Genomic DNA, 26,254 nt, shown 5'->3' with positions numbered 1-26,254 from the left:
ATTAGTCGGATGCGTATTTTAAGAAGCCAATTAAATTTATAGAGTCCTCTTTTTTTGAGTACTCTCTTATTCTAATTTTTTGTTCATCTTGAAGCTCTCTTATTAAACTTTCAAAGCTTTCTTCATTGTCTATAGATGCTCTTTCTAATGTTAAAGAGAATTGGTTTTTGTGGCTAGCTTCTCTAATATCTCTAAGCAAATCTTCTTTCAGCATATTACCATCCCCTTTTTTTAAAGTGTGATTTATAAATTCGGCAAACCTTTATATGTCTCCTCCTTATTATTTTCTAATAGCAAAATATTATTATAAAAAAGATAAGTAAAGAACATAACAAGCGTACATTCTGGAAGTGTTTTGCTTGTATTTTTATAGTGGCTGCTAACTTATTTAGCGTTGTTTATTTCGGTGTTTTTAATAAAGCGAAGTCTATTTCCTTATATTTTTACATTAACTGTATTTTTATAATAAAATATACTCTTTTTTTTGTTATTTTTTTCTTAAGTTCAACAAATTTCGACAAAAATTTACTTTATAAATAGTTATAATAACTATACATACAAGGAGGAATACAAATGACATCTATTAAAAAGAAACTTTCAGGTATTTTAATTGCTGGAACAGTAGTTATGAGCCTACCTTTAACTGCAGGTGCAGCAAGCGATATTGGTCAATTACATAAAGATAGTTTAAAACATAAAGTTGATTACGTAGCATTAGGTGATTCTCTAGCAGCAGGCCGCACTCCATACGATTTGTTTGATAAAGGTTACCCTGATTACATAGTACAATCTCTTGAGCAAGCTAATCACAAAGTATTCTACGACAATTTTGGAGCTAGCGGATATACAACCGAAAATGTAAAGAATGATGTCTTAACTAACGATGAAATGAGAAAAGAAATTAAAAAAGCGGATGTTATTACTTTGGATATTGGTGCAAACGATCTTGTCAAAAAGCTTTACACAGATCCTTCACATATAACTGACGCTCTTGTAAGCGTAAATAGTAACTTAAAAATAATTCTTGAAACAATTAATAATCTAAATCCTAAAGCCAAAGTATATGTTATGGGTTACTATAATCCATTCCCTCACTATCCGGCAGAACAACAAGCTCCCCTTTTAGTTTTATTAGATAACTTAAATAAGACTATTCAAGGACTGGCAGCTGCAAATGGAGATATTTATGTTCCTACTGCTGATATTATTAAAACAAATGAAAAAGAGTATGTTCCTAATCCAAAAGATATTCATTTGACACTAGACGCCTACCAACTTGTAGCGAATGAGTTTATGAAAAGTATTAATTTAAATCAAAAATAAACACTTATATATTTTTGATACTAAGCAAATACTATACGTGCGTGGCATACGATAACATATGGAGGGTTCCTCCTCCTTCTTTTTCTGAGTATAAAATAGTAGTTCATTTCTAACTATAATGATATAATTGGCTTCGCCAATGCAAGTTCTCTAAAAACGGACACCTCTTAAAGAGATGTCCGTTTTTTTTATGTTAATCCATAAACGAAAACTCAAAATCCAAATTTAACTCCAATCACCCATCTTACCTTTTATATTTTTCGTACCTTTTATAAATTTGTTGATTTTTAAATTTAATTCTAATATAATATGTCTTATACGAATGAATAATTGGTTCATATCTATTGTAATAACATTAACAAAAAACGCACGCTAAACAAATACTACATAACGTTTCCAAAAAAACAGATTTCTCAAGCACCTGAGAAGTCTGTTTTTTTATCTATATAACAATTTTAACCTTCTTACCTTTTATGTTTTTCTATCAAAAAATAAATGTTGCGTTTTTTAAAAACCCGTTATATACTAGCTAAGTACCATTTATAGCGGCTATTGTTGTTATAAAAGGATTACATAGCAAATATAAGATTATAAGATTATAGCATCAATTTTTATGAGTTACAAAAAGCAACCCTACTGTATGTGGACTACAGTACGGTTGCTTTTTGTTTTTTTAAAACTAATTTTTTTCTTTACAACATATTAATATTGAGTATGTTCATTCTCGAGGTGATGAAATGAATCATACTATTATGGTTTTAGGCTTTATTGCAATAATATTTGCTTCTACTAGTTATGGTGCTAGCTTAGGAATACCTGTGGCTATTATTGTTGTCTTGGTATTATTAGTTGCAAATATAGTTAGTGCTTACAATAGAATGAAAGCAGAAAAAATTAAAATATCTGAAGCTAAATCAAATATGGGTGTTTACTTACAACAAAGATTTGAAGAGATCTCTACAATGTATAAAATAGTACAGGAATTTAAAAATTATGAAGTTGATACACTTAAACAAATCATTAAGCTTAGACAGTTAGTAGCACAAGAAAATATGTCATTTAAAGATAAAACAAAAATTCATAACGAAATTGAAAGACAAATTCCAGGAGTATTAGCGACATTTGAGAACTATCCAGAATTACAATCAAATGAGAACTTTTTGAGGTTACAAGACTCGATAGAAAATAATGAAGCAAACATTGCTTCTTCTAGAAAAGGTTATAATGACTATGTAAATAGATATAATACATCTATTGCTATGTTTCCTTCGAACATTCTTGCTAAGCTGTTTAACTTTGAAAAAGAAGATCTTTATGAAACACCTGCTTCTAGAAAAGAGAATCCTCTTCTATGATTCGAAATAAGAGAGAATTTGTAGATTACTTTGAAAATAATATTAGACCTAAGTATGAAGGAGAAATAGAAAAAGTAGCATTAATAGAAGAGAGGTTTCAGAAATATAGAACAGTTGGTATTGCTATTGGTTTATTGTTTTTCTTCTTTTTAGTTGCTTGTAATATAGTTTTTGGAGTAAGCGGTGTTTTTATTGGATTTTTTGTTCTTGTGGGGCTTTTAACACTATACGCTCGTATAAGAGCAAAGTTTATTAAAACAGATAGTAAAGATTCTATAGTTACACTTTCTTCTTATGGAAGCTACAATAATTTTCAGATGGCTTCGAAAAAACCAATTCTTGAAGAGATTATTCCCGCTGTTTTACCTAATTTCACCTATGCTCCTAGTAAAGGCATTACCGAAAAAGAACTAAAAAACACGTCCTTCTTTTCAGAAAAAATTTTAGACATTGCTAAAACAGATGATGCAATAATAGGGAACTTTAACGACAAAGAAGTTCGTGTAAGTGAAGTTTCTATTTACAGAGTAGAAGAGGATAAAGACTCAAGACGGGAAATTAAATTCCTCGATTCTCTTGTTGTAGAAGTGGATATGAAGCTTGATTCTAATGTCGAACTGTATCTTACTTATAAAACGTATAACAACGATTCTTTTAAAGCAAGTAACCGAAAAACCTTGCACGAAATAAGTCTTTCAAATTTATATGTTGATCAACACTATAGAGTTTTAACTAATGATAGTGTAGTTACAAATAAACTCCTTCAACCGAGAAATATAGATAAGTTGGTTCAACTAATGGAAAGAACTAATAAATACATCAGTCTTGGTGTGAAGAATGGAAAAATAATGCTTGTAGTTAAAAGTGATCGTGATTTATTTGAGATTCTTACCCCTGAAAACTTTAATCCTGATGTGATTTGGGAAGAAATTCTTATCGTTTTAGATACTATTTCCTATGTTGAACAAATAGGTTTGGATTTTAAAAAAGCACAATAAAAAAAGAAGAGCTAGCAGTTCTTCTTTTTTTGTGTATATTATTACCTTACCAAGGCTTATCAGTTGTTAAATAATTAGCAAGGTCTTTGCTTTTTTCTCGTCTAACCTTCCTTGCTTTTGCTCTTTCTTCCCCTGTTTGAAACAATTTCTTTTCTTCTTCTGTCTCGGGAATAATCTCTGGAACAATAGAGGCTTTTCCGCTTTTATCTAGGGCGACAAACGTTAAAAAAGCTGTAGCGGCCATTCTGCGAATACCTGACATCAAATCCTCTGCCACAACCTTCACAAAGACCTCCATTGAGCTCTTTCCTACCCAGCTTACGTAAGCTTCAAAGCACACAGAATCCGTTACACCAATCGGGGAAAGGAAATCTACTGAGTCTGTTGAGGCAGTAACACAACCACTTCTAGAGTGTCTGGCTGCTGATATAGAAGCAACCATATCTATGTCACTCATTAGCTTTCCACCAAACAGGGTATTATGATTATTTACATCATTAGGAAAAACCCTGCTTGTTCTAATTACCCTAGATTCTTTTGAATATCTTTTCATAAAAAGCATCTCCTACATAAAATTAAGAACTTTTTAATGATATTCAACTTTGACCAAAATAAAAACACCGTGTTTATGGTAAATATAATCACGGTGTTTATCGACTAGCTATCTTATTTTAAAAGGGCTTAATGTTAACTGCATTTTCATCATATCTTGGCCAACTAGATATATTGGTAGTCTTAGTTACTGAATAACTATAACCCCCGCTCGAACCTCCCTTATTAAAGTTAATACCCGCTTGACCAGTCGTAGATTTAGATTTTGTTGAGTAAGTGTGAGTATACTTTGCTCCATATTCCAACCATCCCGCTTTCTTACGGGTAACTTGGACAGTAGCATATGAATCAAACTTCTTTTTAGAGTCATTTACATTAAAGAGATATATCCCCTTATCGCGATTAGACCCATCGCGCTTTGTTGTTATACCATCTCCAGTGGAACTAGCAGTATAAAATTTTCCGTATTTAGGATCCCATTCTATAGAAACTACATCTAACGTAGCTGGATTTTTTTCAACTTCTTTGTTTTGCCAGGCAACTCCTATATGGTAGAAATCCTGCCCACCCCTCTTTCCATCATAAACACCTATCCATATTTTAGTTGGGTTAGTTATAGCCATTGTGCTTATTGGCCTTTTTTCCTCTTGCCTAAATTCCACATCTAAAAGATCTAATTTTTTCTGTTTTTCTTTTATAGTATCACTATTATCTTTAGCAATATTGTATAGGAAGCGATTAAACTCATCATCGCTTAGATTCTCTACTTGATCCATCAATTCTTTCTTTTCCGCTTTTATTTCTTTTAAACTACTGTCTTGAATATTAGAAGCAAGCTGCACTTCTTCCTTTGCGTTATATTCTTTTAGTTCTTTTTCATACTGAGCTAATTCAAGTTTACTTTGAGTGTAGCTTTGTGTCTGAGCATACGCACTCCCTCCAAAGATAGATATACTTAACCCTAATGTAGCTACTGCAGCAAAAGTTTTCTTTAACATAAATGCCCCCATTAAATTTATTTTCTATTTACAAGATAAAATGCAAAGGTCTTCAACTTATATCTAAAGGAATTCACATAATTAAAACATCGTATTTATAAGCTGTATAAACACGATGTTTTTATAACAAGATTAATTTAATTCAATTTAACAGCATTTTCGTCATACTTTGGCCAGCTAGATACATTCGTAGTTTTTGTTACAGAATAGCTATACCCTCCGCTAGGTCCAGTAGAATCAAATCCGATGCTCGCTTGACCAGTGGTAGTTTTAGACGTTGTTGAATAAGTATGAGTGTATTTTGCTCCATATTCTAACCAACCTGATTTCTTAGGTGTGACTTGGACAGTTGCATATGAATCAAAGATGAGTTTAGAGTCATTTACATTAAAAAGGTAGATACCTTTATCATATTTAGAACCGTCACGCTTCGTTGTAACACCATCAGCAGGAACGCTTGCTGTATAAAACTTTCCGTACTTTGGATTCCACTCCAAAGAAACTACATCTAATGTAGCGGGCTTAGTTTCAAAATCTTTGCTTATCCAACTAACTCCAATATGATAGTAGTTTTGCCCGCCCCTTTTTGCAGAGTACACAGATAATTTAATTCTAGCAGGGTCTGTGATAGCCATTGTTTTTACTTTATTGCCAGCTTTTTGATCAAATTCCACACCAAGAAGATTGAGTTTTTCCTTTTTCTCTTTCACTGTGTCACTATTTTCTTTAACAAAGTTGTGCAAGAAACGATCAAACTCTGGGTCACTTAAGTCCTTTACTTGCTCTGTCAGATCTTTTCTTTCAGCCTTTATTTCTGTTAGGTTACTATCTTTAACATCTAAAGCTAATTGCACTTCTTCTTTTGATTCATATTCTTTTAGAGCCTTTTCGTATTGAACAGGCCCTGGTTTGTTTTCAGTAGAGTTCTGTGCATATGCACTTCCTCCAAAAATAGATGCGCTTAACCCTAATGTAGCTACCACAGCAAAAGTCTTCTTTAGCATAAATAACCCCCGTAAAATCTATTTAATCGATTTTTAAAATACAAAGATGGGTTACAAAGATGTAATGTTATCCGGCCGGATTTATATATACATTAGCACAATAAATTCCAGTCTTCTACAACTTTTTCTCAATATGTAAAATATTTTTAATATTTAGAATAAATAGTAGTAATTAACTTTTATACGTGCTAATATATTTAGATCGCATACATATTTTTCTATTATGAAGGTTAAAAAGTCTGTTTGATTAGCTTTGATCAATCAGCTTTTTTTGTTTTTATTCCTCAAATTAAAACATTCTTCTAAAACGTATGTTACTAAAGACTTCAGTACTCAAATAGCAAAAAAACATCGTATTTAGAATGAAGAATAAATACGATGTTCCATATATATTGGCATTTAATTTAATTTAACAGCATTTTCGTTGTACTTAGGCCAGCTAGATACATTTGTTGTTTTAGTAACAGAATAACTATAACCACCTGAAGGACCAGTTGCATCAAAGTTTATGCCAGCTTGTCCAGTCTTAGTTTTTTTAGTTGTAGAATAAGTATGTGTGTATTTTGCTCCATATTCTAACCAACCTTTTTTCTTTTTGGTTACTTGAACAGAAGCATAAGAATCAAAGTTGTACTTTGAGTCATTTACGTTGAAGAGATAAATTCCTTTATCGCGTTTCGAACCATCTCTTTTAGTTGATATCCCTTTTCCTCCAGCTATTGCAGTATAAAACTTTCCGTATTTAGGATCCCACTCAAGTGATACCACATCAAGCGTAGCTGGGTCAAACTCTATTTCTTTGCTTCTCCAAGATGTTTGAAGGTACCAATAGTTTTGACCAGTTCGTTTCGTAGAATAGACAGAAAGAGATATTTTTGAAGGATCTTTTATTGCCATTGTTTGTACGCCTTTATCTTCTTCAGGCACAAACTCTACCCCCACAAGATCCAGTTTCTCTTGCATCTCTTCAGTGGACTCGTTATTTTCTGAAACATAATTGTGAATGAATCGAGTATATTCTTCATCAGAAAGGTCAGCGACTTCTTCTGTTAACTCTTCGCTTTGTTCCTCAATGTTTTCAACGCTATCATCTTTTACCTCAGCCGCTAATTGAACCTCTTCCTTAGCTTCGTATTCTTCTTGCGCCTTCTGTTCTTGAGCAGACTCTATTTTGCTCTGAGTAGAGTTCTGTGCATATGCACTTCCCCCAAAAATAGATACGCTTAACCCCAATGTAGCTACTACAGCGAACGTTTTCTTTAACATAAATAACCCCCGAAAAATGTGTTTTTGTATTAAGAACATTATGTTAAACAAGGAAGTTTTTGTTATCCGGCCGGATTTAAATATACATTATCACACCAAATTCCAATATTCTACAATTTTTTAAATATTTTTAAATTTATTTTAATTATGTAAAAAAATAGTAGTATATTGCATTTTTATGTGCTAAATTATTTTATATATACCTATGAGTAAGTAAATAGGAGGTATTTTATGTGAATTTTTTTCTTTTAATTAGATATATTATCACCTCTTTTTTTATCATTTTTATAATACTTTGCTTAACTAACCCAGTTTTTGCAATGCCTACTTCTAATAACCCTAAGTATTATCTTATTGGATATAAGAACACCTTGAAAACTGACTTATTTACGAAAGAAAATAATATAAAGATAGTTGAAGACTATAAGAATTTGCATATTGCACGTGTCCTAATTTCGCAAAAACAAGTTAAACTTTTAAAACAAAATTACAGAGATCATTTAAGTTTTATAGAAAAAGACTCGTATGCTTCAACCAAAAATGCTTCAAATATTAAACCTTCCCTTGAAGAGAATCAATATATCGGTTTTTTTAATGCTGAAAAGTTTAGAAACAACAAATTATATAATACATATACAGGTAAAGGTGTAAAAATAGGTGTTTTGGACACTGGAATTGACTATCACCATAGCGATTTAAATATAAAGGGTGGAACTGCACCTGTTGATAGGAATGAAGGAACGAATTATATGGATTATGTAGGACACGGTACATTTGTTGCTGGCATTATTGCCTCAAGAAAGACTGGAATTGCACCAGATGCCGAAGTCTATGCAATAAAATCAATATCTGATTCAGGAGACGGAAGTTGGTCTAATATTATACGAGGTATTGACTGGGCTATAAATAATAAGATGGATATCTTAAATATGAGTGTTGGAACATCAGAATATTCTAGAGGTTTAGAAGAGGCAATTAATAAGGCATATGAAAAGGGCATATTTATTGTGGCTCCTGTTGGTAATAACGGTTATGATAAATCATCAAATGTTACATACCCTGCTAAATTTAAACACGTTTTCGCAGTCGGTTCTGTTGATATTACAGGCAAACGTTCAAACTTTTCAAGCGTAGGAAACGAAATTGATACAATGGCACCTGGACAAGAAATTTTTAGTACCTCTCTTAATAATAGTTACGATTACAATAGCGGGACTTCTATGGCATCACCTTATGTGGCCGCAGCTGCAGCTCTTATCAAGAGTGCGAACCCAAATGTTACAAATGATGAAATAACATACATTTTTGTTAATAATTCTATAAAATTCGGTAGACATTATGAATACGGAAATGGTATTTTAAACATAACAAGTGCTTTAAAATCTTCTTTAGCAAAAAAAGAGAAACCCGCTGTTTTACAAACGTACCAAAAAATACATTGGAACTGAAGGAGAAATTAGTATGAAGTTTAAGCCTTTATTAGTTATTCCATTATTAATGTCAGCATCACTACTTGGAGCTTGTAGTAACGAAAGCAATGCTTCAAACACAGATCAGCCAGCAGCAAAAGTTGTTACAAAGGTTTCCACTTTGAGCGATAAAGAGTACGGAGAGGTTGGTACTGATGAACTCAAGGACCCTAAAAAAGAAGATTTCCGTAAAGTTAATATTAAAGTAACCTTATCTGAAGTTGATAAGATTGAAAAAGAGAAAGTGGATATGCCAAATTATAAAAAAATCTTTAATAATATTGATAAAGACGAGCAAACAAGGTACTGGTTTGGTAAAGGAGATGCCAAAGAGGACGACGAGGGCAATCAAGAGGTCTTTACTCAGGAGTTCGTTTTATATACAAAAAATTTAGGTGAAGATGATATAAAAACTGCTTTAGAAACTAATGAAATTAAGACTTCTTGGGTTAACAAAGATAACAAAGAAAAAACGCAACAGGAAATAACCGCTGCAGATAATATTAGTTTCAAATAAATGAAAACATAATACAAGTAATAAAAAAGACAATCAGTTTTAAAAAAACTGGTTGTCTTTTTATTAATCAATCATTGTTTTACAAGTGCTGTAATAGCATTACTTAGTCTCTTAAGGAAGTTATCAGGCATTACTTTCTTTACTTTTTCTTCCCTACCCTTTGCATCTTTAAGTAGCAAAAAACTCCACTCAAAAGAATGGAGTTTTTTATTTATAAACAGTTTTCTTTCATATGTCTCCACATACTTTCGTTAACCAACTTAGCGGTTGGAGGATAAATAACTACCGAATGCTCTATATGACAATCATCACACTTAAGAGCCTCGTCTAACAATATAGGCATTTGCGTTCTCAGTTCCCCTGCTGTTCTAAACTCGTAACCCGCTAATTGCTCTTTTTTAGTTAAAGTAGCAACAAACCATAACCCTTCTACATTATTGGGAACTTTTGCGAATTGTTGATGAGATATATCTGTATTTTTCTCATAAATTCTAATTGTATCTCTCATATAGTCCTCAAATTCACCAAAGTCTACAGCTTCAAAGAAACCTAAACCTCCTTGGTTATTTTGTTGTACAACTGTGTAAAAATCGTGTGCTGACATTGTAAATCCTCCTTAAATGTATTGTTAAAAGTATATAGCCTAATTTAGTTGGCACGGAAAAATAATAAAAAAAGATGACGATATCTCGTCACCTCTTTTTATCAAAATAATGTAGGCTGAATCTCTTCTACTTCTTCAAGACAACCCAATTGACGTAAAGCAATAATATTTTTCTCTTTAGCCTTTGTGCGTTTTTTTAAGTCTTTAATTCCTTTAAATACTCCATTTTGTCTTTCCTCATATAACTTAATTGCTACAGTATCACCTAGGTCAGGTATTGAGATAAATGGAGGAATTAATTCCTTTGTCTCTGGATCAATTAGATAACGATAAGAATGAGATTTGTAGATGTCTACCTTACCGAATTTTACTCCGCGTAATTTAGCTTCCAAAACAACATTCATTGCCGCTCTAGTTCTCTTTAAGTTATTAGCGGCATTTGTTTCCCCATCTTTTGTTAATTGTTTAATTTCTTTATCCATTTCTTCCATACGCTTTTTAGTGCCAGCTATATCATATTGAAATTCAAATATGTTTTCAGTCTTATACCGCGAGGACATAATAGAAGCATAAAATTCTACAGGCGTATTTAATTTATACCAACCCATTCGTGTAGCATCCAGTACGTATGCTACAGCGTGAGCGCGAGGAAACATATACTTAATAAGCTTGCAAGACCAAATATACCAATCTGGCACATTATGATCGCGCATCTCCTTTTCCCAATCTTCTGTTACACCCTTCCCCTTACGTACAGACTCCATAATTTTAAAGGCGTGGGATGGGATTAAGTCTTTGGCCGTAAGATAACGCATAATATCATCACGGCAACCTATTACTTCGCGAATTGTGCAAGTACCTTCTTGTATAAGCGTTTGAGCGTTTCCGTAATATACATCCGTTCCGTGGGTTAATCCAGATAGTGTAATTAGCTCTGCAAAGGTTTTTGGTTTTGTTTCATTAATAACGTCTTGAACAACCCTTGTCCACATTTCCGGTAAACCTAATGTTCCTGCTTTTACTCCCACTTCTTTTGGGCTAAACCCTAATACTTCCTCAGGAGAATAAAACAACTTCATTACATCTGGATCTGCTGATGGCACATCGCGTGGATCAATCCCAGTATAATCTTTTGCATATCTTAGCAAAGTAGGAGCATCGTGTCCTAAAATATCTAATTTTAAAAGATTATCGTGTATAGAATGAAAGTCAAAATGTGTAGTCTTCCACTCCGCATCTTTGTTGTTGGCTGGAAGTTGAGCAGGAGCTACATCTGTCATATCCATATAATCAGGCAAAACAATGATACCACCAGGATGTTGCCCAGTTGAGTTTTTGGCCCCAGTTATCTTATTAGCTATTCGGTTAATTTCAGCCTTTGATACTGTTACACCGTGATTTGCAAAGTATCCACGGACTGATCCAAATGCTGTTCTATCCGCTACGGTACCAATAGTTCCAGCTCTAAAGACGTTGTTTTCACCAAACAAAACCTTTGTATAAGCGTGGGCTCTACTTTGATAAACTGAACTGAAATATGATGATAGGTAAGCATTTGAAGTTATCTCCAGCTTTTCCCCCATCTCACACCGTACGTGACCCTTTCAGTGTCATACGGCGTTCCATCGTTAACATTGTCGAAGTTACTCAGCTAAGTTTAAGTCAGTCAACTAATCACTTCCTCTCGAAAGTTTTCGTTTCTTTAAGTTTTACTAGAACCTGACTTTTGTAGGTTTGTATCGACGTTAACGACTAATGCCCTTCCCTCAAGAGTGTTTTATCCTCCGACTTATTGTTTATTCAGTCATCATAGGCAATCTTGTAAGCGGTACTACGGCATCACTGCCACTTCCATAAATCTATGTTATAATTGTTACTTTTCCATAGAAACACTTTTAACGAAGTGCAACCTTCTGATGTGTTGGAAGCTTCTCACGTTCCACTATTTCTATCTTTACATAATCTACTTAGGTTCCCCCTAAATCCCGTTGAGCTTGACTGTACCTTTAACACAGTATGGACTTTCATAACCAAACGCTTACTCATCCACACTCAAAATTCCTATTAGGAACCCATATCATTTCTGATATGTGACATTCACGAGAAGTCAATCAAGGGTTCGTCCCAGTTATTCTACTGATTCTAACCATATAGATTTTATAGACACCAGACCTATCATTCACGGAAGCTTTATAGCTCCCTTTCCTCAGCCGTACTGTTAGGGTGAACTTCAGCCCACTTTAGCGGGCTTCAGACAAAAGTTGTTTTTGCAATACTTCTAATGCCTGCCGCAGCTTCAGTGAGTGCGTTTCAGAGCGTTACCCCATCATTCCACACTTCAAAATAGCAGTTCTACTAGCTTTAAAAACTAGTGGCTAATCTTTTCAATTAGCAACGTGACGCACTGAGATCAATATCCGGCACCTTATCTCCATCGAAACCTAAAAATGTTTCAAACTGAATGTTATGTCCATCAGCTATCAGAGACTCTTTCTTGCATTGAGGACAAACTTTAGGGTTATGATTTTTCATAGATATAACCATCTTATCTTTATCCGTTATATTAAAGTTTTCCATAAACGTTTCAACAAAATAGTTAATTCCCTCTTCTGTGTACTTTTCTGAATTAAGCAAAGCACTAAAAGAAGGCGGTAGGTCAAATCCTGATAAAACTTCCTCAGTCTTAGTAAAAAATAAATTCCATTGGCACTCTTTACAAACATAATGCGGAGGTAATGGATTTACTTCTGTAATTTCAGTCATTGTAGCAGCAAAAGATGAACCAACCGAACCGCGGGAACCTACTAAATATCCATCTTCTAAAGATTTCTTTACAAGGTCTCTTGAAATCATATAGATTACTGCATAACCGTTATCAATAATAGCATCAAGCTCTCTAGTTAAACGACTTTCCACAAGTTCAGGAAGCTGGTTTCCATATTTCTTACGAGCGTTCTTCATTGCTAGCTCTCGGAACTTATCGTCAATTCCATCAATTTTTGGTGTGAACAACTTTGGAAATTCCTTTTCATCAAGAGGAATTGGAGAAAGCTCTTCTACACGATCCGCTAACAAATTAGGATTTGTAATAACAATTTGATGTACTTCTTGTTTTGATAAGTATGGGAACGACTCAAGCATTTCTTTTGTAGTTCGAAACGGAGCGGGACCAAATGGAAATTCCATTTTTCCTTTTCTTGAGAAGTGTGGACGTTTAGGAGGTAATTGCGAATATATTAATATGTTATGAAGAAGTGCATCTTCTATTTCTACAAAATGCGCGTGTCCTGATGCCACAATAAATTTATTCTTTTCTTTTGCAATACGATAAACAGTTTTCCAAGCATCTATGATGTACTCTTCTTTATCTGTTTCTGTTCTTTCGTTATGCCACCAATGTCTTGCTAATTCTGCTGGTTGCATTTCAATCACATCGTATTTTTCCATTTCCTCCGCTATAACATAATCCGGTTTATTTAAAGCGTTAGAAAATACCATCCCTTCGTGTGAACCTGAACCTATAATTAATCCTTCTCTGTATTTATTAATAAGATCCCACGAAACAATTGGTCTGTTTGATCCTGTTGGACTACCCATTGACGAAAGGCTATGTATATGAGAATCAGTAATTATGTTATATAAATTTTTTAAACCAACTTGGTTTTTAACCCATATTGTAATTTCATTAGGGAATTCAATTAACGGGTTAATATCTGTTTTAAAACTTTCAAGTTCTTCTGTATCTCTTATATCTACAGCATCTAACTTTTCAATCATCTTAATTAGTACCCAAGCAGTTGCTTCAGCATCATCACAAGCTCTGTGGGCATTATGTAAAGGTATGTCATATTTTTTAGCTAATGTTTTTAGTTGGTGGTTTTTAAAACCTTCAGTATGAATTTTTCGTGATATCTTGAGTGTATCAATGACAATTAATTTCGGGACATCTATATTAGCTTTTATATACGCCATTTCGAGATGATGGAGATCGAACCAAGCATTATGAGCGGCTAACATTGAACTGCCCACAAATTCATTGAATTCTTCAAGGACACTTTTTAAATCTTCACCTGATTTAGCTAACATTGCATCATTAATACCAGTTAGCTCCTCAATAAAAGGATTTACTGATTTAGGTGATTTAACTAACTTTTGAAATCTATCTACTACTTTACCATTTGATATTTTAGCAGCCCCGAGTTCGATAATATGATCATTGCGCGAAGATAAACCTGTGGTTTCAACGTCAAATACTACAATATCAGATGTTAACAATCTTTTTTCATTGTTATAAACCATATGCGTTTGAGGAGCTAATAAAGCAGTCATCCCAAAGATAGCTTTAACACCGTGTTTTTTTGAAGCGGAATATGCTTCAGGAAACGATTGAGCCACGCTAACATCTGTAATAGCAACCGCTTTATGACCTAGAGCTTTTGCTACCTCGAAATACTTTGAAACAGGTACCGCTCCTCTTTTCTCTGTCATAAAGGAGAAAGTCTGTAATTCTACGCGGTGTTCCTCTGAACCATCGTCATACACTTTAGGTTGTTTTGTACCAACTTTCTTAACACCATTTTTTGTTGGATTAAAAGTTAGTTCCCATTGATTAAATTTATTGGGGGCTGCACTACCTTTTAGCTCTAGTATGTCATTTACTTTGTATGTAGGTTCATTTTCATCAAAGTAGGAAAAGTACATAGAAGAAGTTCCGTCAAAAATAGTTCCTTCTATAATAAGGGAATCATTTTTTGTTTTACGGTAATTTAATTCAATAACTTCTCCCTCAATCATTATGTTTCTCAAGTTAGTAAGTTTCCCTGAGAATATATCTAAGATGTCAACTTTCATCATTCTTTTACATCACCCTTTCTTTTCTTTTATAGCTTAATAATAATATCATAAATACATATAAAATAATTCAAAAATAGACTGATATTTTTTTTAGGCGAAAAACATAAAAGAGACGGTGTTAATTTGGCTAAAAAATCAAAGTTCGTATGCAAAGAATGCGGTTATGAAACATATAAAGCAGCTGGAAAGTGTTTTGGTTGCGGTACTTTTGGCTCTCTCCGAGAAGAAAGTTACTTCACAGGCAAAGAAAAAGAAACAAAATCTTCAAAGACTATTTCCGCTAATAATAAAAAGGCTGTTTATTTACATCAAGTAAATGAAGGTTTTGTGGAACAAGGTTTTTCTAGCGGTATTGGAGAGTTGGACAGAGTACTGGGAGGTCAAATAACAGAAGGCTCTCTCGTTCTACTTGGTGGTGATCCTGGTAATGGAAAATCCACTTTATTATCAAAAGTCTCCGATAATGTTTCTAAAAACGAAAAGGTGTTTTACGCTTCTGGAGAAGAATCAGAATATCAATTAAAGAAAAGAATGCAAGGAAGAATGAAAATGAGTGCAGATAATAACAATTTCAAGATTATTTTCTCACGTAATTTAGATGAAATAGAAACAGAAGCGTTAGAATATCGCCCTAAATTAATGATACTAGATTCTATTAATACAATAGGCGATCCAATGGTGGCCGGTAATCCTGGCGATATATCTCAAGTAAGGCATTGTATTAACAGATTAATGAACTTGGCAAAGGAACACGGTATTACAATTTTTATTATTGTGCAGGTAACAAAGAATGGAGACATTAAAGGTCCAAAAGAGTTGGAGCATATGGTAGATACTGTCCTCTATCTTGAGGGGGAAAAGTACAGTGATTTGAGGTTAGTAAGGTGTCGGAAAAACCGATTTGGCAGTGATATGGAGCTTGGTGTATTCAGAATGGCAGAGGAAGGTTTAATTGAGGTTCCTAATCCTTCGGAGTACTTGTTAGCTAATCGACCTGAAGATTCTAGTGGTTCAGGCGTTGTATGTATCAGTGACACAAGACCCTTACTAATAGAAGTACAAGCTCTAGTATCCGCGCCTGTAGTCCCCGGCACTAACCCTCGTCGAACAGCAAAAGGTTTTTCCCGAAATAATTTAAGCATTTTAACCGCTGTTTTAGAAAGGAAATGTAATTCTCGAGAACTGTCCGCTAAAGATATTTATGTAAATGTAGTAGGTGGTATGGATGTAGAGGAACCTGGAGCTGATTTAGGTGTAGCTATGACCATTTACTCCTCTAATGTAAATAAAGTGATTGATTCATCAACAGTAATGATTGGAGAAGTAGGATTAGCTGGAGAAGTAAGGCCTGTTTCTAGAATTGAGCAACTTGTAAGAGAGGTTCAGCGCGTAGGGTTTAAACAGGTAATTGTACCAATGGGATCTTTTGAACAATTAAAAAAACTTCAAACCGAGGATTTCCTTATTACCCCTGTCCGAAATTTAAATGACTGCATTAAAGTATTGTTTTAATTGAAGCATTACACCAATTAAAAAGATCTATTAATTAGATCTTTTTTATTTATTGTCAATTTGCAAATAAAGCAAAGGTTATGAAACAGCGTAGTCTTTAAATAACTCTAGTTGCGTGTTTTCGTGATCTATCTCTAGAGAATTTAAGTGAAGCAATTCGCTTTCTAATTTCTTTTTCTTATCTAGAGAAATTTCACTAACAACTTGTTCTTTTATATTGTCTTTTACACTACTTGGGTTAGCGGTTTTATTAAATACACTTGAAAAGAATTTTTCCGCTTCTTGCTTAGTTTCTTCTATGTATTTAAGATCTTCTTCCGAATAATCTCCCCAAGGCATCCGAAATAACTCTTTATATAATCTTTTTTTGTATCTAAAGCCTTTGGCTTCAAAAAAATTAGCTTTTCTAGTTATTTCGTCTAAGCTATCCCCGCATTTAACAGTGTAATCAAGAAGAACTTTTGCGTAGAATATACAACCTTCTTCAGGCCACTCCCTACGTTCCTCTTTATTAGTATCAATGTGCAGTCGGTTGTCTTCCATTATCCTTAATTCAAGCCAGAAACCATCTTTGCTAAACTTGAACTTTTCCCCCATTATCATTCACATCCTTATTTATTTTCTTATTTCTATCTATGTTAAATAAAATGATGCTTTATTTTATATATAAAGTTTGTCAGTTGCTTTTTAATTTCTTAACCAAATACAATAAATGCTTAATTGTATCTGTGTTATCTGTTTGGACGTCATTATTAGCTACAGGTGTTGTGTAATCCAATTCATAATCTTCATCGGCAACATCAAACTTTGTTACTGTAGCAATATATTGTGGTCCCTGTCCTTCCCCTTTTTCTAAAACGGAAAGACCGTAGGAATTGTCAAAACGAAAAACAAAGTGTTTTCCAAAACCCACAATTTTATCAATAACAATATTGTTTTTTAAACTACCAATCATACCCCTAAGGTTTCCGCTAATGTTGTTCATTTTTTCCAACCTTTCATTTAAAACTCCTTTATATATATAACACCATTTATATTTTTTGGGTAAAAAAAATAATTCGTTATATTTAAATGAGGATAAAAGGCACATTAACATTTAACATAAATAATAGTAAGGACTCATTTATGCAAACTTCAGCAAAGCTCATTTTAATTAATACTAAAGGGACAACTTGAGAACTGTGTAATTTAATTTTTAGAAGCAGTAGGCTCACCGACTTACATAGACTAAATAATATCTTCATAAATAAAATGAAAAATTTATACCATTAAGCCAAAATTCAGGTATAACATTCCTAACATAACTTTAAAGGAGGCTCTATTATGAGCATTTATAAAAGAGAGACACTAGAACAACCGATTAACTTTTTAGGACAAATCATTAATGAAGTGAGTACATTTGATGGAAAATTATTTAATGAGGCTAATATTAGTTTATCGAATTGCCAAGGTTATACCGTTAGCATTTCTGAAGATCGCAAGAAAGGTTTTTACTCTTCCGTTTATGCTAAAGGTACTGCAGGTATCCTTCTTCCAGAGGTTACTAATGACGTAACTAATGAAGAACTTAAAACATTCATCTATGCCGTTGGTAGTCAGATGAAAAAAGACGAGGTTTAATTCTTCTCTTTAAATCGCATATACACCTAAAACACTTTTTATTACATATAAAAGTGTTTTTTTTACTTATAGAAAAAGCGGCTATTAACCACTTTTAATTGTTAGGTGCTAATTAAAATTTAACTTGGCACAGTCATAACCTATCTGTTATCCATTGCCTAATTTCTTTGCTTGTTCTTGCATAATGGCTTGAAATAACTTTTTCCTCTCTTCTTCATCGAAGTTAATAAAGCGAACAGCGTAAAAATACTTACCAGACGCAAGACCATTTCTTCTTACAAAGAGAGCTTTTCTTTCGAACTTAATTTTATTTACTTGAAACAATAATATAGCCCATTCAAAAACAAACTCATAGTGAGCTTCAAAGCTTAATCCCGTGGCACTAATGTCTTTAATCATTGCAGCTTCCTTACCGCCAGGATGAATAACTGTTACATCCTCATCTTTCAATTCTAAGCGGAAGAATTCTCTTTTGTTATCCATAACCATCCCTCCAATCCGAAAAGATTATAATGAAAAAATTGTTTAAGAGAAATGTTTTCCATATTTTTTTCTTGTGTTTTTTTAGTGTATCAGTAGTATATCTGCATAGGAGGTGTTGTACCTTTGACAAAGCAAAAAGAGTGGCCTAAAGAATTAGTTTTTATTGATTTAAATAGCGGTAGATTTGAGTTTTTTAATATTGAGCTAATTAAACTAGGTTATAACAACTTCCAAGTTGTATTTCATCAGGGTAAATTTAACAATAAAGGTAGAAATGTTATTAACCGCTTTAATGGTGAAGATTCGTACTTAAAAGCAAAAAAACTAGCCTACAATAAATTTTATGAGGTTAAATCCGAAGGATATATAAGAAAAGAAAAAATGGAAGAAGCAATTCTAAATGCCGTTAAGCAAGAACAAAAAGTAGACAATGAAAAGAAATATAAAAAGAAGAAAACTACTTACAAATCTAAAACATCCAACAAGTGTATATGTGATTTATGCAAGCAACCAATTCACTTTAGTCTTTATGAAAAAATTAACTCTTGGGGACGCGCTGAAGGTAATTGGGATTATGAATTAAACAGCCCACTTTACAATAAAGTAGTTTGTTTAGATTGCCAAATTGATAAAGGGATTTTTCAAAAGCGCATAGATAATTCCTTTAAACTATAAGCATTTACCTACTTAACAACCTTTCCTTTTTACTAGCAAAGGGGTGCAATTAATGGATAAACATAAACAATTTAAAAAAGGCCTTGTATACCGAAGTATCTTTGTATTAGCATCAGTTATTGTATTAGCTTTTATTTGGAATCATTATGTTAATAACACTAAACAGGTAAGCCCCAAGACGACTACTACATCCACTGAGGACAAGACTGTCACAACGACTGTGAGTACAACTTCAAAAGCCCCAAAAAAGCCAATTAATGTTTTATCGCTTGGTAAGTCTCCTTTTGAAAATGATAGCTATGCAATGTTCCATAAAACAACTTTAAAGCAACTTTCTAATTTAGAGAAAACTTCTATAGTTATTGTTGATGACAAGTATATGGTTAAAGAAAATCAAAAACTCTTTATTGAATTAGCGAAGAAACATCATACAATTTTATTCTATAACGAAGAAGTATCAGCAGAAAAAGTAGTGGGTTATCTTGATGGAATTGTTCCTGTGGTTCCCATTGAGTCTTCAAACCCTTTAAAGTTTCAAGCATATGGCATTACAACTTTAGATGATTCTTTAATACCTGTTTTTGTTTCTGTCACAACTGATCAAAACACGTTAAATGAAAAGTCTTTTAAAGAATTAATTAAGCAAGTGTACGAAAAGGCAAATTAACCAGCATAGCAGCTGCTTTTTTCATAATTAAAAGACGTGCATAAACACGTCTTGACTTGAAAAGATATTATAAACTCCATATGTATGTAAAGGTATTAATTTATAACTGTATGTTAAATATGTAAGTATGTAAGTATGTATTGGCTAACGATTAACAATATGTTTCTAAATTAACGATATGTACTTCCATTCATAAGGTAAATTTCTTCCTTATCCATTTTCTCGTCAAAGACTTTTTTGTTTATCATCCACATTTGATCATCTTCCTCAGTTTTTTCAATTCTGCGTACATCAAAGACATACCTTTGGGTTTCTCTTTTCCACGTTACCGGACATTTATTTCCTAAGAAAATTACAAACCCTTTTGGTTCTTCTATGTATTCTTGGATGCGACTAAGTTGTGCCACTCATCTTTCCTCCTTGGCTCTTTGTTGATTTCTGTAAATATATTACCATATACTTCATTTTATAAGCAATCATTTTTCCTCATATTTTTTTATTAGCCGAAAAACATAAAAGGCACTGTCAATGTCTTCTCCAAATGGCAAATTTTAATTCTTTAGTCCAAGACATATCTTCTTGTTCCGTAGGCATAACATCCGTTTCTTTTAATATCTCAATAGCATCCTTTGGGTTTCCTAATGCACTTTTAAGAAGACCATACTCCCTTAATACTTTTATATCGCTTTCTTTAAACATTAAGGATCCATATCCACTTCTACTAAATTTAATAACCCCGTATCTCTCTAAGTCTTTTGCCCATTCGCTAATTTTTTCAGAAGTCGTATTTAAGTGTTTTGCAATATCCCCCGGCTTTTTATCAGCCTTTTCTTCATAATAAAACATCTTATCGCCTCCTCTCCATCAGATTTTACTCCTAACCACTTCTAAACAAAGAAAATTTCTAAAAAAAGTACACTTTTTCTTAATTTCGTTTATAAAAATAAGGATATTAATTTAATTAAATATTAAGTGAGGTGAAAATATGAAAAATAAAACTTTTTTAAGGAAACCTATTAACAAAAAAGTCAATCTCTCTTCTAGAACCAAAAAAATTTTAGCTGTTGGAATGGCTTTATCAATATCTTTTCCATATGCTCTTACAAATGAAATAGTTTACGCCGCTACGAAGCAAATTAACATTTCATTTCCAGAAAGCACATCGCAAAAACAGACTAAAAAGATAACTCTACCTTCGGATTTTGATTCTGTCAGTTCAGCAACTGTAAACACTGGTGACATTTCGTATGAAGTAGATGGTTCTCAAATGACAGTTACAGTTGACAATGGAGCATATACTAGCAGAGACTCTTATACAAATCCTCAAGCCGAGCAAAAACAGGTTGATACAATGCAGTACAACTCAACTAATTCGTTTCCTAGTACATACTCTTTTACTGATTATGATGGCTTTTCAGGTACACTGAATGCTTCTGGATCTCCTTATGTAACTAGCGGTAGTTATAGTGCAGGCTCAAGTAAAACAGTTACTGAGACCCAGACTAGTACAAGTACTTCGAATTTTCCTTCTACTATGGCTTACGATAAAGATGGATATAAAGGAACACTCTCTAAATCAGGAACTCCGACTAAGAGCATTACTAATGGTGAAAGTTTTCCTGCAGAAGATAAAAGTGTTACAGAAAGCTTAACAAGTAATACAAATAGCTTTCCGTCTACTATTAGTTATAACAAAGATGGATTTTCAGGAACTCTTACTGGAGGAACTCCTTATGTAAAGAGCGGTAGTTATACGCCTAAACAAACTAAAGTTGTGAACGATACTAAAACAGGAACAGACCTTAGTGCTATTCCAGATAGCATTAATTACTCAGATGCTAATGGGTATATAGGAACTCTTACTAAAAATGCTGCTATGGTCATTAAAGATGTTGAGACTCCAAATTATAAAACTGATAAAACTGTAGGTATTAGTAAAAACGAGGCTCCTAGTTATAAACCGACTACTTTAGGTTACTGGACTAATACAGCTGTTACATCAGGCGTAGATTACATACAGGTGTGGTCACCTATTTCAAACACACTCAGTAAAGGTTGGTATATAAAAGATTCCTCTGATTCTCAATCTTGTAACGAGTGGACAACAATTGCTGGTTTTAGTCCTAACTGGAACTGTCAATACGATTGGTGGGATTATTACGACAATCACGGTGGTAAATATAACTTTGATATTAATCAACCCACTTTCTATAAAACAACTGCTTATGCTAAAACGTGGGTTTGGACAAAAATAGATCGTACATACACACAGACTTATTCAGGTACCGTTACAAAGGCAGCTTCTAAAAAATCTGTTGCCATTAATAATAAGAATTTTGCAGATGTAGCGGATATACCTGATACAATTCCATACTCTGATGGTTCAGGTTATACTGCTACACTAGGTAAAAATGGTTCTTACAGAACAATAGATGTAGAAACTTCCAATTATACGAGTGCAATTGTTACTGACAGAGATCTGGGTCAACCGAGAACTAAACCTACACAGTATGGTTATTGGGTAAAAGGAACATCAGTAGGAGGCTTTAGTTTGGTATACCCTAAGTTTAGAGATACTCACAACGGAAGTACGGGTTGGTACATTTCTAAAACAGGAGATCCTTGCCCTACTTCTTCTTCTAACCTATGGGTAAAATCAGGTTTATCGCTTGAATGTCAATACGATTGGTGGGATTTTTACAATAATCACGGTGGAGATAGTAAATTTGACATAAGATACGGGGACTTCTCCATTATGCCTGGATATGCTACAGAATGGTTCTGGACAAAAATAGACCGTACTTACGTTCAAGATTATGCCGGCACTGCGATAACACCAGAGCCGCTTGATACGCGCGTATGGCAAAATGATTATACTGGAACAGTAAATAAACCAGCATCAGATACTCGCGAATATATTTATACTCAATATTACACTGGAACAGTTAGCGCAGATAACGTAGATACAAGAATTTGGAGACAGGATTATAGCGGCACCGCTTATAAGAGTGCTACTGATTACACTAATTATAAGTATGCTTATAATGCTGTTATCAACTATAATGTGGTAGGTACATCTGGTGGAACCACTATTAGCCCTTGTTCTTACAAAGGTATGTCACCAGCCTCCAATACACTTTCTAATTATCTTCCTAAATGCGTAACCCTAGATAGCGGTTCAAACAATTTATATTTATTTAAATATGACTTTACCGTAACCGGTATTTCTAACAGTAGTAGCGCAAACTAAGGTTAAAATAAAAAGACCAACTTCTGGTCTTTTTATTTTTTTATTTATTATTAAAAAACAGGAACGGTGGGTATCTTTCGCTCAATTTTTTTTGTGCAAATTTACAATAAAGCACTCAATTTGAGTTATAACCTATTTAGAAAGCGTGGTGATTTTTAATGCAAACTAAAGAGCAATCTCTAAATTTAAAGCACAAAAGACAAAAAAGTACTCTTAACAAAACCTTAACATTGTCTTTAAGCATATTATTAACTTCATCCATCGTATTCCATCCAGTAAAAACGTTTGCTGCGGGAACAGAAGATTTAACAGTTACTTTTGCTGAAAGTCCCACTCAGGAGCAGAACAAGGTAATAACTCTACCTTCTAATTTCGATTCTATTGAATTAGTTTCAGTTAACACAGGTGAAGTAGACTATTCTATTAGCGGAAACGAAATGACAATCAATGTCTTTAATGGAAAGGTTTCAAGTAAGGAAAGCTTTTATAACCCTACCTTACATTCTAAGGAAGCAATTTCTGTCAAATACTCTGATACAAATTCTTTTCCTGACGCTGTTAGTTATCTAGATGACAATGACTATAGTGGAACATTGACTCCCCTAAGTTCTGCCTATATAGTTAGCGGATCTTACACTCCTCCTTCAAACAAAACAGTTACAGTCTCTCAAACGGTCTCTAATCCTTCTTATTTACCGGATAAACTTGAATATAACAAAAATAACTACAGTGGAACATTATTTAAAAACAACAATTACGTAGTAAATATTAATGGAGATTATGTTCAGTATTATTCAGGTACCGTTTATTCAAAGGATAACGATACTAGAAAATGGAGACAAGATTATTCAGGAGAAGTTTATAAAGGTGGTACAGATTACAAGAATTATAAATATAGTTATACAGTAACTATTACATATAAAGCCGCTTCCTCAAACCTTATTAACTGTTCTTACAAAGGATTTTCTCCTTCTTCTGTTACTGCTACTAATTTCCGACCTAAGTGTGTAACTTTGGATAATGGATCAAGCAATCTATATACTATGAAATACAATTTTTCAGTAACAGGCATTTCAGATGCTGGTGCAAAAGGAAAATAAAAAAAGCTAGGTATTCTAGCTTTTTTTATTTAGTATATATTCTTTTTACGCGTTCAGAAATAAGACAGGATAATTCATAATTAATGCTATTAGACCATTCCGCAGCCATTTCCAAAGAAACTTTTTCCTCACCTTGTTCTCCGTAAATAACAACTTCATCTTCCAAACAATCTTCTGGTTCTAGTTTAATCATTGCCTGATCCATACAGACCCTTCCAGCAAAGTATCTTCGTTCTCCATTTACCAAAACGTAAGCATTTAAAGCGTATCTCCTTAAAAGACCATCTGCATATCCAATAGGGATTATTCCTACTCTTTCATTCTTCTTCGCTTCGTAAGTTGCTCCGTACCCAACTCTATCTCCCGCTTCTAGCTCTTGAATATGAACAATTTTTGTTTTTAACTGCAAAACAGGCTTAGTTTTTACTTTTAATAGATTTTCTAATTTAGAGTCAGGGAGCATTCCGTAACTTGAAATTCCTAAACGAATCATATCGAAAGGAACTTTTGAATCTCTATTTAATGCATAAGCGCTGTTAGCTATATGTACAATATATTTATTTTTATCAATTTTAGATATCATCTTCAAAAAAGCATTTTCCTGTTCAATAATTAACGAGTCACCAGGTTCATCTGCAGTAGCAAAATGAGTAAACACCCCTTCTATGGAAGCACCTTTTGTTGATTCTATTTCCTGTATGGTTTTTAACATTTCCTCTTCACTCTTAAATCCCAGTCTATTCATACCGGTGTTAATTTTTAAATGGAAAATTACCGGTTTATTAGTTAAACGGTTCTTCTTAAAAATTTGCTCTTGCCACTTTTTCCACTGAGCATAGGAATATAAAGTAACCCTTATATTTTCATTAGCTACATATGCAAAGTACTCTGAATCAACGTAGCCCAATACAAGTATCGGTTTTTTAATACCTACATTTCTTAGTGTAGCTGCCTCTTCAATTATAGCTACTCCAAAAGAATCAACCACCTCTTCAGCTTCTATTGATAGAGGGGTAATTCCGTGCCCATAAGCATTAGCTTTTACAATAGCCATTACCTTCTTGTTAACAGTTTCTTTTACTTTTAATAAGTTTTCCTTGTAAGTATTTAAATTAATAACAGCTTTTGTAGCTCTATTGAAAACTGGACTAGAAACCTTAGAAGACGTTAATAATTCCGAGTAACCAATTTTGAGGTTATTCATTAAAGACACCTAATTCCATATTCTCTTCAACTGCTTCCATTGCTTCTTCGAATGTATCTTCAAATATATCCATCTCAGTGCGTTTTTTATGATCTAATACAATAATACGAACACCATTTACATACTGATAGGCTTCAATCTCACGACCACCAAACCAGTTGTCTTTATAAATCACTTTAATTTTAGTTGGATTATGAGTGATATCTTCAACCATATCTTCCTTATCCATTACAACAATCCCTTTATCAGATAAAAAGACATTATCACCTTCAACATTCTCTACTTTCAACCAACGTTTTAACCCGCTTTGAGTTCTTAACTCATACCAGTAGATATCTGGTCTAGGGTGATCTAATCTAATATCTACATCTTTTTCTACCCATTCAGTTCGGTACACTTTTTCTATACTAAACTTCTCATTATTTAAAGTTATATCCGTATTAGGCTTAAATGGTTGTTTTTTAAAATCAAATCGTTCACTAGGAGAAAAAGTTTTTTCCCCTTTCCATTTTTCAAATACTTCACCTTTATCAGGATCATTCTTATACTTGCTGTTGGTTAATTCATTCTCATTAGCAAACCCTGCAAATTTATTATTTGTGACTTTTAAATGTACTTTGGATTTCCCATCACAATACTCACATTCCGCTTCAAAGACCCTTTCTTCTAAAAAAGCATCTCCTGGAAATAACATTTTCTTCTTACCATCTTTAATTTCGTGCATTTGTTTATCTTCATTTTGACAAACAGGGCAAATAAAATCAGCGTATAACAATGTCATATGAAACTTCCTCCGATTACAC

The 26,254-nt window shown here is 33.3% G+C and carries 24 protein-coding genes and 4 pseudogenes; 11 read left to right on the top strand and 17 right to left on the bottom strand.

The window, feature by feature from the left end; all coding sequences use genetic code 11:
* Position 1: 1 nt before the first annotated feature.
* Positions 2 to 214: a hypothetical protein gene (locus WKH56_RS08055; RefSeq protein ID WP_342835196.1), complete on the bottom strand. Its 213-nt coding sequence runs from the start codon at positions 212 to 214 to the stop codon at positions 2 to 4.
* A gap of 359 nt (positions 215 to 573) precedes the next feature.
* Between WKH56_RS08055 and WKH56_RS08050 the strand changes: the two genes are divergently transcribed.
* The 3 genes from WKH56_RS08050 (at position 574) to WKH56_RS08040 (ending at position 3,676) form a co-directional block, all read left to right on the top strand.
* Positions 574 to 1,323 carry a GDSL-type esterase/lipase family protein gene (locus tag WKH56_RS08050; protein ID WP_342835195.1) on the top strand — a complete coding sequence of 250 codons (750 nt, stop codon included), beginning with the start codon at positions 574 to 576 and terminating at the stop codon, positions 1,321 to 1,323.
* 737 nt (positions 1,324 to 2,060) lie between these two features.
* On the top strand, positions 2,061 to 2,678 hold the full coding sequence (locus WKH56_RS08045) for a LemA family protein (protein WP_342835194.1): 618 nt from the start codon (positions 2,061 to 2,063) through the stop codon (positions 2,676 to 2,678).
* Complete coding sequence (locus WKH56_RS08040) at positions 2,675 to 3,676, top strand: DUF3137 domain-containing protein (RefSeq protein WP_342835193.1); 1,002 nt, start codon at positions 2,675 to 2,677, stop codon at positions 3,674 to 3,676. The genes WKH56_RS08045 and WKH56_RS08040 overlap by 4 nt, the downstream gene beginning before the upstream one ends.
* 46 nt (positions 3,677 to 3,722) lie before the next feature.
* Here WKH56_RS08040 and WKH56_RS08035 read toward each other — a convergent pair whose 3' ends face one another.
* The 4 genes from WKH56_RS08035 to WKH56_RS08020 form a co-directional block, all read right to left on the bottom strand.
* Positions 3,723 to 4,229, bottom strand: coding sequence for an acyl-CoA thioesterase (locus WKH56_RS08035; protein ID WP_342835192.1), 507 nt, complete (start codon positions 4,227 to 4,229; stop codon positions 3,723 to 3,725).
* A gap of 118 nt (positions 4,230 to 4,347) precedes the next feature.
* A complete protein-coding gene (locus WKH56_RS08030; RefSeq protein ID WP_342835191.1) occupies positions 4,348 to 5,226 on the bottom strand; it encodes a hypothetical protein in 879 nt (292 codons plus the stop codon).
* A gap of 137 nt (positions 5,227 to 5,363) precedes the next feature.
* Entirely contained in the window at positions 5,364 to 6,230 is an 867-nt protein-coding gene (locus tag WKH56_RS08025; RefSeq protein ID WP_342835190.1) for a hypothetical protein, read from the bottom strand.
* Positions 6,231 to 6,629: 399 nt separating this feature from the next.
* Positions 6,630 to 7,496 carry a hypothetical protein gene (locus WKH56_RS08020; RefSeq protein ID WP_342835189.1) on the bottom strand — a complete coding sequence of 289 codons (867 nt, stop codon included), beginning with the start codon at positions 7,494 to 7,496 and terminating at the stop codon, positions 6,630 to 6,632.
* 233 nt (positions 7,497 to 7,729) lie between these two features.
* Between WKH56_RS08020 and WKH56_RS08015 the strand changes: the two genes are divergently transcribed.
* Both WKH56_RS08015 and WKH56_RS08010 read left to right on the top strand, forming a co-directional pair.
* A complete protein-coding gene (locus WKH56_RS08015) occupies positions 7,730 to 8,944 on the top strand; it encodes a S8 family peptidase (protein ID WP_342835188.1) in 1,215 nt (404 codons plus the stop codon).
* A gap of 13 nt (positions 8,945 to 8,957) precedes the next feature.
* The gene (locus WKH56_RS08010; RefSeq protein WP_342835187.1) at positions 8,958 to 9,482 is read left to right on the top strand and encodes a hypothetical protein; all 525 of its coding nucleotides are present in this window, start codon (positions 8,958 to 8,960) and stop codon (positions 9,480 to 9,482) included.
* A gap of 211 nt (positions 9,483 to 9,693) precedes the next feature.
* Here the strand turns inward: WKH56_RS08010 and WKH56_RS08005 are convergent, their stop codons facing one another.
* From WKH56_RS08005 to WKH56_RS35110, 5 genes and pseudogenes are all read right to left on the bottom strand, one after another.
* Positions 9,694 to 10,086, bottom strand: a complete 393-nt coding sequence (locus WKH56_RS08005) for a hypothetical protein (RefSeq protein WP_316911341.1) — start codon at positions 10,084 to 10,086, stop codon at positions 9,694 to 9,696.
* Positions 10,087 to 10,187: 101 nt separating this feature from the next.
* Positions 10,188 to 10,448, bottom strand: a pseudogene (locus WKH56_RS35120) (helix-hairpin-helix domain-containing protein); the annotation flags it as partial.
* 186 nt (positions 10,449 to 10,634) lie between these two features.
* Positions 10,635 to 11,621 (bottom strand): annotated as a pseudogene (gene polC, locus WKH56_RS08000) (PolC-type DNA polymerase III); the annotation flags it as partial.
* An 862-nt stretch (positions 11,622 to 12,483) separates the two neighbouring features.
* Positions 12,484 to 13,185: pseudogene (locus WKH56_RS35115) on the bottom strand (hypothetical protein); the annotation flags it as partial.
* Between the two features lie 681 nt (positions 13,186 to 13,866).
* A pseudogene (locus WKH56_RS35110) lies at positions 13,867 to 14,574 on the bottom strand (exonuclease domain-containing protein); the annotation flags it as partial.
* A 489-nt stretch (positions 14,575 to 15,063) separates the two neighbouring features.
* Between WKH56_RS35110 and radA the strand changes: the two are divergent.
* Positions 15,064 to 16,452: a DNA repair protein RadA gene (gene radA, locus WKH56_RS07990; RefSeq protein WP_316911344.1), complete on the top strand. Its 1,389-nt coding sequence runs from the start codon at positions 15,064 to 15,066 to the stop codon at positions 16,450 to 16,452.
* A gap of 78 nt (positions 16,453 to 16,530) precedes the next feature.
* Here radA and WKH56_RS07985 read toward each other — a convergent pair whose 3' ends face one another.
* Together WKH56_RS07985 and WKH56_RS07980 are read right to left on the bottom strand one after the other, a co-directional pair.
* Positions 16,531 to 17,049, bottom strand: coding sequence for a hypothetical protein (locus WKH56_RS07985; protein WP_316911345.1), 519 nt, complete (start codon positions 17,047 to 17,049; stop codon positions 16,531 to 16,533).
* Between the two features lie 79 nt (positions 17,050 to 17,128).
* Positions 17,129 to 17,437 carry a hypothetical protein gene (locus WKH56_RS07980; RefSeq protein WP_316911346.1) on the bottom strand — a complete coding sequence of 103 codons (309 nt, stop codon included), beginning with the start codon at positions 17,435 to 17,437 and terminating at the stop codon, positions 17,129 to 17,131.
* A gap of 338 nt (positions 17,438 to 17,775) precedes the next feature.
* Between WKH56_RS07980 and WKH56_RS07975 the strand changes: the two genes are divergently transcribed.
* Positions 17,776 to 18,072 carry a hypothetical protein gene (locus tag WKH56_RS07975; RefSeq protein ID WP_316911347.1) on the top strand — a complete coding sequence of 99 codons (297 nt, stop codon included), beginning with the start codon at positions 17,776 to 17,778 and terminating at the stop codon, positions 18,070 to 18,072.
* Between the two features lie 147 nt (positions 18,073 to 18,219).
* Here the strand turns inward: WKH56_RS07975 and WKH56_RS07970 are convergent, their stop codons facing one another.
* Positions 18,220 to 18,555 carry a PilZ domain-containing protein gene (locus WKH56_RS07970; RefSeq protein ID WP_316911348.1) on the bottom strand — a complete coding sequence of 112 codons (336 nt, stop codon included), beginning with the start codon at positions 18,553 to 18,555 and terminating at the stop codon, positions 18,220 to 18,222.
* 123 nt (positions 18,556 to 18,678) lie between these two features.
* Here WKH56_RS07970 and WKH56_RS07965 point away from each other — a divergent pair, with 123 nt between their 5' ends.
* Together WKH56_RS07965 and WKH56_RS07960 are read left to right on the top strand one after the other, a co-directional pair.
* Complete coding sequence (locus tag WKH56_RS07965; RefSeq protein ID WP_316911349.1) at positions 18,679 to 19,230, top strand: hypothetical protein; 552 nt, start codon at positions 18,679 to 18,681, stop codon at positions 19,228 to 19,230.
* Between the two features lie 52 nt (positions 19,231 to 19,282).
* Positions 19,283 to 19,897 carry a hypothetical protein gene (locus WKH56_RS07960; RefSeq protein WP_342835184.1) on the top strand — a complete coding sequence of 205 codons (615 nt, stop codon included), beginning with the start codon at positions 19,283 to 19,285 and terminating at the stop codon, positions 19,895 to 19,897.
* A 170-nt stretch (positions 19,898 to 20,067) separates the two neighbouring features.
* Here WKH56_RS07960 and WKH56_RS07955 read toward each other — a convergent pair whose 3' ends face one another.
* Together WKH56_RS07955 and WKH56_RS07950 are read right to left on the bottom strand one after the other, a co-directional pair.
* A complete protein-coding gene (locus WKH56_RS07955; RefSeq protein WP_316911351.1) occupies positions 20,068 to 20,304 on the bottom strand; it encodes a hypothetical protein in 237 nt (78 codons plus the stop codon).
* A gap of 118 nt (positions 20,305 to 20,422) precedes the next feature.
* Positions 20,423 to 20,743 carry a hypothetical protein gene (locus WKH56_RS07950; protein WP_342835183.1) on the bottom strand — a complete coding sequence of 107 codons (321 nt, stop codon included), beginning with the start codon at positions 20,741 to 20,743 and terminating at the stop codon, positions 20,423 to 20,425.
* A 223-nt stretch (positions 20,744 to 20,966) separates the two neighbouring features.
* On the opposite strand from WKH56_RS07950, the gene WKH56_RS07945 reads away from it, so the two are divergent.
* The gene (locus WKH56_RS07945; protein WP_342835182.1) at positions 20,967 to 23,147 is read left to right on the top strand and encodes an RHS repeat domain-containing protein; all 2,181 of its coding nucleotides are present in this window, start codon (positions 20,967 to 20,969) and stop codon (positions 23,145 to 23,147) included.
* A gap of 158 nt (positions 23,148 to 23,305) precedes the next feature.
* Positions 23,306 to 24,247 carry a hypothetical protein gene (locus tag WKH56_RS07940; protein ID WP_316911354.1) on the top strand — a complete coding sequence of 314 codons (942 nt, stop codon included), beginning with the start codon at positions 23,306 to 23,308 and terminating at the stop codon, positions 24,245 to 24,247.
* Between the two features lie 25 nt (positions 24,248 to 24,272).
* On the opposite strand, the gene alr is transcribed toward WKH56_RS07940, so the two are convergent.
* Positions 24,273 to 25,451, bottom strand: a complete 1,179-nt coding sequence (alr, locus tag WKH56_RS07935) for an alanine racemase (protein ID WP_316911355.1) — start codon at positions 25,449 to 25,451, stop codon at positions 24,273 to 24,275.
* Positions 25,444 to 26,232, bottom strand: coding sequence for a hypothetical protein (locus WKH56_RS07930; protein WP_342835181.1), 789 nt, complete (start codon positions 26,230 to 26,232; stop codon positions 25,444 to 25,446). Before WKH56_RS07930 ends, alr begins: the two co-directional genes overlap by 8 nt.
* Positions 26,233 to 26,254: the final 22 nt, after the last annotated feature.

It is taken from the genome of Priestia sp. SB1 (genome assembly GCF_038898415.1).
Note: the sequence above shows the minus strand (reverse complement) of the source record. Positions and strands in the feature narration are given on the sequence as shown.

Bases quoted from the DNA above. Each gene is read 5' to 3' on its own strand.
- WKH56_RS08020 (WP_342835189.1), bottom strand. From the start codon at position 7,496: ATGTTAAAGAAAACGTTCGCTGTAGTAGCTACATTGGGGTTAAGCGTA.
- WKH56_RS07975 (WP_316911347.1), top strand. From the start codon at position 17,776: ATGAGCATTTATAAAAGAGAGACACTAGAACAACCGATTAACTTTTTA.
- WKH56_RS07940 (WP_316911354.1), top strand. From the start codon at position 23,306: ATGCAAACTAAAGAGCAATCTCTAAATTTAAAGCACAAAAGACAAAAA.
- WKH56_RS07960 (WP_342835184.1), top strand. From the start codon at position 19,283: ATGGATAAACATAAACAATTTAAAAAAGGCCTTGTATACCGAAGTATC.
- WKH56_RS08035 (WP_342835192.1), bottom strand. From the start codon at position 4,229: ATGAAAAGATATTCAAAAGAATCTAGGGTAATTAGAACAAGCAGGGTT.
- WKH56_RS08025 (WP_342835190.1), bottom strand. From the start codon at position 6,230: ATGCTAAAGAAGACTTTTGCTGTGGTAGCTACATTAGGGTTAAGCGCA.
- WKH56_RS08045 (WP_342835194.1), top strand. From the start codon at position 2,061: ATGAATCATACTATTATGGTTTTAGGCTTTATTGCAATAATATTTGCT.
- WKH56_RS08030 (WP_342835191.1), bottom strand. From the start codon at position 5,226: ATGTTAAAGAAAACTTTTGCTGCAGTAGCTACATTAGGGTTAAGTATA.
- WKH56_RS08055 (WP_342835196.1), bottom strand. From the start codon at position 214: ATGCTGAAAGAAGATTTGCTTAGAGATATTAGAGAAGCTAGCCACAAA.
- WKH56_RS08010 (WP_342835187.1), top strand. From the start codon at position 8,958: ATGAAGTTTAAGCCTTTATTAGTTATTCCATTATTAATGTCAGCATCA.
- WKH56_RS07985 (WP_316911345.1), bottom strand. From the start codon at position 17,049: ATGGGGGAAAAGTTCAAGTTTAGCAAAGATGGTTTCTGGCTTGAATTA.
- WKH56_RS07980 (WP_316911346.1), bottom strand. From the start codon at position 17,437: ATGAACAACATTAGCGGAAACCTTAGGGGTATGATTGGTAGTTTAAAA.
- WKH56_RS08005 (WP_316911341.1), bottom strand. From the start codon at position 10,086: ATGTCAGCACACGATTTTTACACAGTTGTACAACAAAATAACCAAGGA.
- WKH56_RS07970 (WP_316911348.1), bottom strand. From the start codon at position 18,555: ATGGATAACAAAAGAGAATTCTTCCGCTTAGAATTGAAAGATGAGGAT.
- alr (WP_316911355.1), bottom strand. From the start codon at position 25,451: ATGAATAACCTCAAAATTGGTTACTCGGAATTATTAACGTCTTCTAAG.
- WKH56_RS08040 (WP_342835193.1), top strand. From the start codon at position 2,675: ATGATTCGAAATAAGAGAGAATTTGTAGATTACTTTGAAAATAATATT.
- WKH56_RS07950 (WP_342835183.1), bottom strand. From the start codon at position 20,743: ATGTTTTATTATGAAGAAAAGGCTGATAAAAAGCCGGGGGATATTGCA.
- WKH56_RS08050 (WP_342835195.1), top strand. From the start codon at position 574: ATGACATCTATTAAAAAGAAACTTTCAGGTATTTTAATTGCTGGAACA.
- WKH56_RS07930 (WP_342835181.1), bottom strand. From the start codon at position 26,232: ATGACATTGTTATACGCTGATTTTATTTGCCCTGTTTGTCAAAATGAA.
- WKH56_RS07945 (WP_342835182.1), top strand. From the start codon at position 20,967: ATGGCTTTATCAATATCTTTTCCATATGCTCTTACAAATGAAATAGTT.